Here is an 8,806-nt window from a genome sequence, read left to right as displayed (position 1 = left end):
CCCCCTCCCCCTCCCCTGAAGTCGCGGGCCGTGCGACGGACTTACTCACGGACCTGCTCCGGGACATCGAAGCCGTGTCGCAGGTCCTGAGTCGCCCCGACGAGATCGAGGCGGTGCGCGCCCTCGCGACCGCCACAGTAGAGAGCCTGCGCGTATATGAGTGATCAGCCGTCTTCCGTCAGATCCGCCGTGGTCCTCGGCGGGTCGCTCGCCGGGCTGCTCGCGGCCCGCGCCCTGACCGGGTTCGCCGACTACGTGACCGTCGTGGAGCGTGACGCCCTGCCCGACGGGCCCGAGCCGCGCCGCAACCTGCCGCAGGCCCGGCATGCGCACATGCTGTGGTCCGGCGGGGCGCGGGCCGTCGAGGAACTGGTGCCGGGCGTGGGCGAGTCACTGCTCGACGCGGGTGCGCACCGGCTGGCGGTCACCACGGACGTGGTCGCGCTGGCACCGCAGGGCTGGTTCCGTCGGTGGCCCGAGTCGCACCACGTGTACCTGTGCGGCAGGGACCTGCTGGACGCGACCGTCCGGGCCCGGATCCTGGACGACGAGCGCATCGAACTGGCCGATCGCACCGAGGTGTTGGGACTGGAGGGTACCGACGAGGCAGTCACCGGGGTGCGGTTGCGCGGCGCCGACGGCAGCCGCCGCACCCTGCACGCGGACCTGGTCGTGGACGCCACGGGCCGCGCCTCGCGCACCCCGCACTGGCTGCGCGAGCTGGGGCTGCCCGAGCCGCCCCGGCGGGTCGTCGACTCCGGGCTCGCGTACGCCAGCAGGCTGTACCGGGCACCGGAACCGGCCCGGCGCGCCTTCCCCGTGGTCAACGTGCAGGCGGACCCGATGGCGGCCGGTCCGGGCCGGGCGGGTGTCCTCATGCCCGTCGAGGACGGCTGCTGGCTGGTCTCCCTGTCCGGTACGCGGGGCAGCGAACCCCCCACGGACGGCGTGGAGTTCACGCGTTTCGCCCGCGAGGAGCTGCGGCACCCGGTGATCGCGGAGCTGCTCGCGGGGGCGGAGGCGCTGACGGACGTCTCCGTCACCCGTACGACGTCGAACCGACGCCACTACTACGAGCGGATGCCCGCCTGGCCGGAGAACCTCACGGTGATCGGCGACGCGCTGGCCGCGTACAACCCGATCTACGGCCACGGAATGTCGGTGGCGGCCCAAAGCGCCCTGGCGCTACGGGATGTGATCGCCCGTCACGGCTGGGGCACGCCCGGTCTGTCGCGCCGCATCCAGAAGGCGGTGGCCCGCCCGGTCTCGGCGGCCTGGGACCTGGCGACGAGCCAGGACATCTTCTACACCGGCGCCACGGAACAGGGCCCCACCCTCCGGGACCGCCTGCTGGCGGCCTACGTGGGCCGCCTCATGCGCACGGCGACGGGCAACGGACGCATCGCCCGCCGGGTGACGGACGTGACGTCCCTGGAACGCGGCGGCCAGGTACTGCTGGCGCCAAGTGTCCTGCTGGCGGCGGCGATCGGCCCCCTGAGACGCCCGCTGACCGGGCCGCCACTGCGTCCGGAGGAGTGGAAGGCGGCGGGGCGGTGAGGGGTGCCTGCGGCGGCTGGGCGGAGTCGGGCGGCCTGCACCGGCGGGCACAGTCCGACGGACCGTCAGACGGGCTCGGTCCGGCGGGGTGTCGCGGCGGGCGCGGGTGCGCTGTGGCTTGGCGCGCAGTTCCCCGCGCCCCTGGGTGGGACGGGTCGGCGCGCGCAGTCCGGCGGACCGTCAGACAGGCACAGTCCGGCGGGGTGTCGCGGTGGGCGCGGGTGCGCTGTGGCTTGGCGCGCAGTTCCCCGCGCCCCTGGGTGGGACGGGTCGGCGCGCGCAGTCCGGCGGACCGTCAGACAGGCACAGTCCGGCCGGGTGTCGCGGTGGGTGCGGGTGCGCTGTGGCTTGGCGCGCAGTTCCCCGCGCCCCTTGAGGTCCTGCCGGGTCGGCCTGTATGGGATCTGCGGGTCCGCTGCGTTGTGGCTTGGCGCGCAGTTCCCCGCGCCCCCAGGGGGCGCGGGTCGTGGGCGGTCAGCCCGCGAAAGCAGGCTGGGCGAGCCCCTTGCCCGCCTCCGGTACGACCAGGAGTGAACCTGACATCGGGTGGGGGTCGGTGAGGCCGACGCGGGCCGTGGTGATGTACAGGTCCGTCAGGTTCGGGCCGCCGAAGGCGCAGGCCGTGGCCAGGGGGGTGGGGAGCGTGATCGTGCGGTCAAGGGCGCCCGCCGGGGTGTAGCGGCGGACCGCCGCGCCGCCCCACAGGGCGACCCAGACGCAGCCGTCCGCGTCGACCGTCAGGCCGTCGGGGAAGCCCGCGCCCTCCTCGATCAGCGCGAACTGGCGGCGGTTGGTGACACTTCGGCCGTCGGACGACACGTCGAAGACGTCGATACGGCGGGTCGGGGAGTCGATGTAGTACATCAGGCGGCCGTCCGGGCTCCAGCCCGTGCCGTTGCTGACCGCCACGTCGTCCAGGACGGTCGTGACCTCGCCGTCGCCCGTCAGCCGGGACAGCGTGCCGCCGCCCGGCGTCTCGTCGTAGCGCATCGTGCCCGCCCACAGGGAGCCGTCCGCGGCCACCGCCGCGTCGTTCGCCCGGCGGCCGGGCACCGGGGCGTGGTGCAGCCAGCGGAAGCCGGTGCCTCCGGCGTTCCCGTTGCCGTCGCCGTCGTAGAGGGCCACTCCGTCGCGGAGGTTCAGGACCAGGCCGCCGCCCGTGCGCGGCTTGGCGGCGCCCACGTGCTGTTCGGTCGCCATGACCGTACGGCGGCCGGTCGACGGGTCGTAGGTGTTGACCCGGGAGCCGAGGATGTCGATCCAGATCAGCCGGGACCTCGCCGCGTCCCAGGTCGGGCCCTCGCCGAGGGTCGCCTGTGCCTGGACCGCGACTTCGAGGGCGGGTTCGTACGTCGTCATGCCACACTCCGGTGACCGAGGCGCTCGGAGAGTTCGGCGGCGCCCTTGATGGCGAGCTGCTCCAGCTCCGGACGGTGCTCTTCGTTCCAGCGGATCATCGGGACGGAGATCGACAGCGCGGCGACCACCCGGCCCGTGCGGTCGTACACCGGTGCCGCCACACAGCTGACGTCCGGGTTCGACTCGCGGTTCTCGACGGCGACACCCCGGCGGCGGATCTCCACGAGGGCCTCGCGCAGGAGGGCGGGGTCGGTGATGCTGTTCGGCGTCATCGCGGCCAGCGGCACGTTGTCGGGGACCCGTGCGGACAGCTCGTGGTCGGGCAGCGAGGCCAGCAGCATCTTGCCCACGGACGTGCAGTGGGCGGGCAGGCGGCGCCCGGCCGCCGACACCATCCGTACCGCGTGGGTGGAGTCCATCTTCGCGATGTAGATGACGTCCGTGCCTTCGAGGATCGCCACGTGCACGGTCTCGCCGCACGCCTCGGCGACCGAACGGGCCACCTGGAGACCCTCCGCGGCCAGGTCCAGCTGCTCGGCGTAACGGCTCCCGAGCTGGTACGGGCGCACACCCAGGCGGTAGCGGCCCGGCTGGCCGGGGACCTGCACGATGTACGAACGGGCGGCGAGCGTGGTCACCAGTTCGTGCACGGTGGTGCGCGGCAACTGGAGGCGGCGCACGATATCCGGTGCGGAGAGCGTGCCGTCCCCGTCCAGGAAGAGCTCAAGAATGTCGAGAGCCCGGGTCACGGCAGGTACGAGGCGTCCCATGACGGCCCCCTCTCCTGTGTACAAGGTGTCGTGGGTCTCGACGCTTTTCGACGGCGTTCGAGATTTCAACAGACGATCGGAATGACGAACAGACGAACAGAGGACAGGCTAACCACAAGGACTCCGCCGGGCAATGGGCGTGCGACTGCTTCGTTGCCGTCCGTGACCGCCCACATTCACCCACCGGTCACGTACCCGCATTTCACAAGTGCGCAATGTTGCATCGGTTGCACCGCGTCCAGCTCCTCGACCCTCTGTGCTGCCCGGGGATCCGGCGGTGCACTGGTCGCAGTCGTCCCCAGCCAGGGAGAACCTGATGACCGCGACCGTCAGTCTGCCCTGCGCTCGTGTCCTGTCCGCCCGCCGGCGCCTGTACGACCACCTGGTCCGCCGTGTGGAACCGGACGGTGCGATCCGGGAGCGATGCGCGAGCCGGATCCTGGAATCGGCCCTTCTGCTCAGCCTGCTGCGCAAGGAGAGAACCGGCCCCGACACGCAGGAAGCCCTGACCGGCTTCCTGCGCCGGGCCCGCCCGGCGGACGTCCTGGACGCCGCCGTGGCGGCAGCCGTGACAGGCCGTCCGGTGGCGGGCGCGGAGATACGGGCCCATCTGGACGGCTTCCGGCACTTCACCGGCGCCCGGAAACAGCTCCTGCTCGAAACACTCCTCGCGGTGCTGGGCGCCCTGCCGTTCGACGGCCGCACGGATCCCGGGCGCGTCCCGGACCAGGAACAGGCGGTCTGGACCGAGCTGACCCTCCGCGCCGTCAGGATCCTCCATGCCGCGCACCGCGACGGGGATACCCCGGGCCTGGACACCGACCGGGCCCGGGTGGTCGCGTCCCTGGGTTCCTTCGACGCGGGAAGGGTGTGGCAGGGGAACGTGCTGGCCCACCTGATCGCACTGCACGCCCTGCACACCTTTCAGCCCGGCGGCGCGCTGGTGCGCGAGGGTCTGCGCGCGGTCGTCCGGGTCCAGGGCGCCGACGGCGGGATGCCGTTCGTCGCCGGACAGGAGGTGTTCGTGACCGCACTGGCCGGGACGGTTCTGGCGAGCGCCGGAGACCGGCGAGGCGTGGTCCCACGGATGGCCGCCTACGTCGCGGGCCGGCAGTTCGCGGACGGTGGCTGGGGCTACGAGGAGACCACCACGCAGAGCGACGTCGACGACACCGGTCGGTGCGCCAGGCTGCTCCGCCTGGCCGGCCCTGACACCTACGGGCACCAGCTCGGCCGGGCCGGCGACTACCTGCACCGCACGGCCGACGGGGCCGGCGGATGGCCCACCTATGTCCGAGGACACGCCCCTGAGCCCGACATGACCGCCGGGGCGGTCATCGCGCTGGCCCCCGACTGGCCACGCCACTCCGGCATCCTCGACCAGGCCGTCGGCTTCCTCCTCGATGCCCAGGACGACGACGGAACATGGCGGCGGAGCTGGACACTCAGCGAGTCCAGCGTCATCGCCTACGTGGTGGAGGCCCTCGGCCGCAGCACGGCCCACGTCTCCCCGACGGCCCGCACCCGCGTCGCCGCGGCCATCGCCAAGGCGGTACGGCGCCTGGAACAGACCCAGAACGCCGACGGCGGCTGGGGCCGGCGCGACGGCGACACGAGCGACGCGCTGTCCACCGCGCACGCCATACCCGTCATCGTCCGGCACGGCACCGCGACCGCGGCCGGCCGCGCTCTCGCCCACCTCCTCGACCGGCAGGAACCCGACGGCGGCTTCACGGCCCCGCCCGACCAGGTGGGACCACGGCCTCTCCCCTTCGACTTCCCGGTCCTGGCCGACGTCCACGCCCTGGCAGCGCTCAACGCGGCTGTCGAGGGAGCACCCGGCGCCTTCACCGCCCTGCCCGGCCAAGTACCGGACGCGACCGCCCGCGCTTGACCCGTGCACCCGTACCGCCCGTACCGCCCGCACAGGAGAGCCGATGGACGTGCCGAAGACCTGCGTACCGGACATCCACAAGATCGATATGCCACCCGTGTACTGCCCGATCCCGTTCCAGACGCACCCGGCCACCCACACCCTCGATCTCGGCGCGAACGAGTTCATGCGACGCCACGGTCTCTACCCGCCGCAGGAACAGGAGCGCATCTCGGGCCAGCGGATCGGGGCCCTTGTCGGCTATCTCGTTCCGGCTGGTCCGGCGGAGTTGCTACAGGTGGCCGCCAACATGTCCATGTGGGTTTTCGCGGTGGACGACTTGCTCGACGAAGGGCCGGTCCGCCTGGACACGGCCGGTGCGGCGGCGTTCTGGGCCCGCACGGTCCGCACGGCGACCGCCCCGGAGCCGGCAAGCGAAAGGGACGGACCCTACGCCCACGCGCTGGCGGAGATCCTGCGTGACTTCCGCGCCTCCTGCCCGGCCTATCTGTGCGAACGGCTCGAAGCGACCCTGCACGCCCAGGCGGTGCACGAACTCTGGCGGATCGCCGCCAACGTACGCGGAATCCCGCCCACCCTGAGCGATGCGCTGCACTCACGCCTCTACATCGGCGCCACCCCGGCATACGTTCTCTTCCCGGCCCTGGTGGGCATCCACGGGATGGGGCCGGAGCATTTCGCGGACCCGAGGCTGCGGGCCCTCACCGAGATGGCCGTCATGGCCGTGACCGTCGGCCACGAGGCCTTCTCCCACGGCAAGGAAGCCGCCCGCTCCAGTGACCTGCACAACCTGATCGACGTACTGCGCCGCGAACACCGCGCCACGATCGCCGAAGCGGTCGCCGAGACGGTCGTCGTCTACGAACGCGTCGTGAACCGGTTCCTGGACCTGCGTGAGCGGGTCCTGCACGACGACCCTCCCCCGGTCGTCGACACGTACCTGACCGCGCTCGGCGCGTTCATCAGTGGCTGCATGCGGTTCTACCAGGAGAGCCACCGCTACCGGTACCAGGACGGAAGCCCCGAGAGCGCCGAGATGTTCACCCCGCCCGGGTTCACCGACCAGTGCGGTCCGACCTCGCATCAGCCGGTCGACATCGACTCGATCAGTTGGTGGTGGCGCGTGTGACGAAGGCCGCGTACGGGACGATGGTCCGCATGTTCACGGTTGCCGACTTCCAGCTTGTGCTGCTGCGCCGCATGGCCGACCACAACCCGGACCTCGTGGAGGACGCCCGGCACGAGCTGGGCGCGTCGATCGCGGAGATGCGCGAGGCCAACAAGCGCTGGCAGGCGATGCTCCGCTCACCGCGCGCCCGAGCCGCCGCTTCCCGGTACCGCTCGGTCCTCGGCGCCCCCGAGTCGGTGACACCCCGCAGGATCGGCGACCTGGAGTGCGAGGCCTGGCTCTGGCCGGTCCCCCTCTGGCCCGACCTGCGCTTCGAGGTGCTCGTGGCCCCGAACGGCGTGGCGTGGAACGAGTGGCTGGTACGGGCCCCGGGCGCCCCCTCCCCCGACCTCCGCACGTACGCCGACCTGCGCCCCTGGTCCTGCACGGTCGACGAGGTCGCCCACGCCTTCGCCCCCGTCCGCCCCCTGGAGGGCACGGCCCCAACTCGCTGGGGCCTGGCGTTCACGGCGCCGGAGCGGACAGGAGAAGGGGAAGGCGTACGGCGGGAGTGCGTGGCCGAGTTCACCTGGGGGTTGCTGCAACGGGTGGCGGTCAGGGACTGACCGCTGCCCGCAGCACGGCCTGCACGACCACCGGTACCGAGTCCGGGTGCAGGTCGAGGAACAGGTTCGGCTCGATCAACTCGACCTCCATGACGAGGGGTTCGCCATCGTCGCCGAGGACCAGGTCGACACGGGCGTACAGGAGACCGGAGTTGTCCGGTACGGTCGCCAACGCCCGCTCGGCGACAGCGAGTTCGGCCGGGGTCGGGGTCCACACCTCAAGGCCGGGATGGGCGACCTTGTCGGCGTCGTACGCCGTACCGTGAGCCAGCACGGCCCCCTTGCGGCTGGCGTGCAGAAAACGGCCGCCGAAGAACTGGAGGGCACGTTCCCCGGTGACGTCGATGCTCCCGACGTACGGCTGCACCATCGCGGTGAACCCCTCGGCGTGCATGCGCGCGAGATGCCGTACGGCCGTATCCCGGTCCTCGGGCGTGTAGCGGGCGGCGTAACGGGCACCGGCGCCTGAGGTGGGCTTGACGACGTACTCGCGGTCGTCGGGGAGGTCCGGGGTGTCGCCGGGGGCCAGATAGCGGGTGGGGACCGTGGGGACACCGGCCTCGGCCAGCTCGCCGAGGTACCGCTTGTCCATGTTCCAGCGCAGCACACCGACCGGGTTCACGACCCGCGTGACCTTCCCGCACCGGTCGAGCCAGCCCGCGAACTCCTCCGCGCGCCAGGTGTAGTCCCAGGTCGACCGGACCAGCGCGAGATCGAAGGAGGCCCAGTCGATGCCGGGGTCGTCCCAGTGGACGGCGGTCGCGTCGGCCCCGGCCGCCACCAGTTCCCGCACCAGGACCGGGAGATCGCGGTCCTTGCTGGGCTCCGGCCGGGGGTCGTAGGTGACGATCGCGATGCGGACCACGGGGACTCCCTCGGTAAGGCGCGTACTGCCGATTCACCACCGATAGTGATATCGACTGAAGATTAACAAGCCCAGGTCAAGGTGGTGCTGGTGATGCCGGTGGTGGTGTTGGTCATGGTGTTGGTGGTATCCGGCTGGGTATGACCGCCGATGTCGCCGCGAATGTACGACGGTGTGACGAGTTAAGGAGTACGACCCGTGTCCTCTCTCTTCCCCGGGCTGACCGGTGACCCGGCGGCACGGCCCGCCCTGCGCTTCGGCGACCGCTCGCTGACGTACGCCGGACTCGCCGCCTCGGCCGGAGCCCTCGCCGACCGGATCTCCGGCTCGGGCGGGCCGGTCGCCGTCTGGGCGACACCCACGCTGGAGACAGCCGTCGGTGTCGTGGCCGCGCTGCTGGCCGGAGTCCCGGCGGTACCGCTCAACCCGAAGTCCGGCGAGAGCGAGCTGGGCCACATCCTGAAGGACAGCTCCCCCACGCTCGTACTCACCGCCCCCGGCGAACAGCTCCCCGCCGCGTTCGACACCCTGGAGCGCGTTGACGTCGAGGCCGAGGCCGACGTACGAACGTCCGCTGAGGCGACGTACGAACCCGCCCCCGAAACCCCCGCCCTCATCGTCTACACC

At 71.9% G+C, this 8,806-nt stretch carries 8 protein-coding genes; 5 read left to right on the top strand and 3 right to left on the bottom strand.

Going from position 1 to position 8,806, the window contains the following annotated elements; all coding sequences use genetic code 11:
• Positions 1–156: 156 nt before the first annotated feature.
• Positions 157–1,557, top strand: a complete 1,401-nt coding sequence (locus tag AOK08_RS38925; RefSeq protein WP_107101157.1) for an FAD-dependent oxidoreductase — start codon at positions 157–159, stop codon at positions 1,555–1,557.
• A gap of 474 nt (positions 1,558–2,031) precedes the next feature.
• Here AOK08_RS38925 and AOK08_RS38920 read toward each other — a convergent pair whose 3' ends face one another.
• Together AOK08_RS38920 and AOK08_RS38915 are read right to left on the bottom strand one after the other, a co-directional pair.
• On the bottom strand, positions 2,032–2,916 hold the full coding sequence (locus AOK08_RS38920) for an SMP-30/gluconolactonase/LRE family protein (protein WP_055534895.1): 885 nt from the start codon (positions 2,914–2,916) through the stop codon (positions 2,032–2,034).
• A complete protein-coding gene (locus tag AOK08_RS38915) occupies positions 2,913–3,686 on the bottom strand; it encodes an IclR family transcriptional regulator (RefSeq protein ID WP_055534894.1) in 774 nt (257 codons plus the stop codon). Before AOK08_RS38915 ends, AOK08_RS38920 begins: the two co-directional genes overlap by 4 nt.
• Before the next feature lie 316 nt (positions 3,687–4,002).
• Between AOK08_RS38915 and AOK08_RS38910 the strand changes: the two genes are divergently transcribed.
• The 3 genes from AOK08_RS38910 to AOK08_RS38900 are packed head-to-tail and all read left to right on the top strand — an operon-like array spanning position 4,003 to position 7,314.
• Positions 4,003–5,580, top strand: a complete 1,578-nt coding sequence (locus AOK08_RS38910; protein WP_055534893.1) for a prenyltransferase/squalene oxidase repeat-containing protein — start codon at positions 4,003–4,005, stop codon at positions 5,578–5,580.
• 43 nt (positions 5,581–5,623) lie between these two features.
• Positions 5,624–6,709: a terpene synthase family protein gene (locus tag AOK08_RS38905; RefSeq protein ID WP_055534892.1), complete on the top strand. Its 1,086-nt coding sequence runs from the start codon at positions 5,624–5,626 to the stop codon at positions 6,707–6,709.
• Between the two features lie 20 nt (positions 6,710–6,729).
• The gene (locus AOK08_RS38900) at positions 6,730–7,314 is read left to right on the top strand and encodes a hypothetical protein (protein ID WP_055534896.1); all 585 of its coding nucleotides are present in this window, start codon (positions 6,730–6,732) and stop codon (positions 7,312–7,314) included.
• On the opposite strand, the gene AOK08_RS38895 is transcribed toward AOK08_RS38900, so the two are convergent.
• A complete protein-coding gene (locus tag AOK08_RS38895) occupies positions 7,304–8,179 on the bottom strand; it encodes an ATP-grasp domain-containing protein (RefSeq protein ID WP_055534891.1) in 876 nt (291 codons plus the stop codon). The genes AOK08_RS38900 and AOK08_RS38895 overlap by 11 nt on opposite strands.
• A gap of 198 nt (positions 8,180–8,377) precedes the next feature.
• Here AOK08_RS38895 and AOK08_RS38890 point away from each other — a divergent pair.
• On the top strand, positions 8,378–8,806 hold a 429-nt coding region (locus AOK08_RS38890), incomplete at its 3' end, for an AMP-binding protein (RefSeq protein ID WP_157876983.1).

The sequence above is a fragment of the Streptomyces graminilatus genome, from assembly GCF_001418565.1.
Classification (GTDB): Bacteria; Actinomycetota; Actinomycetes; order Streptomycetales; family Streptomycetaceae; genus Streptomyces; species Streptomyces graminilatus.
The sequence above is the reverse complement of the archived record's forward strand: the minus strand, read 5'-3'. Positions and strand labels throughout refer to the sequence as shown.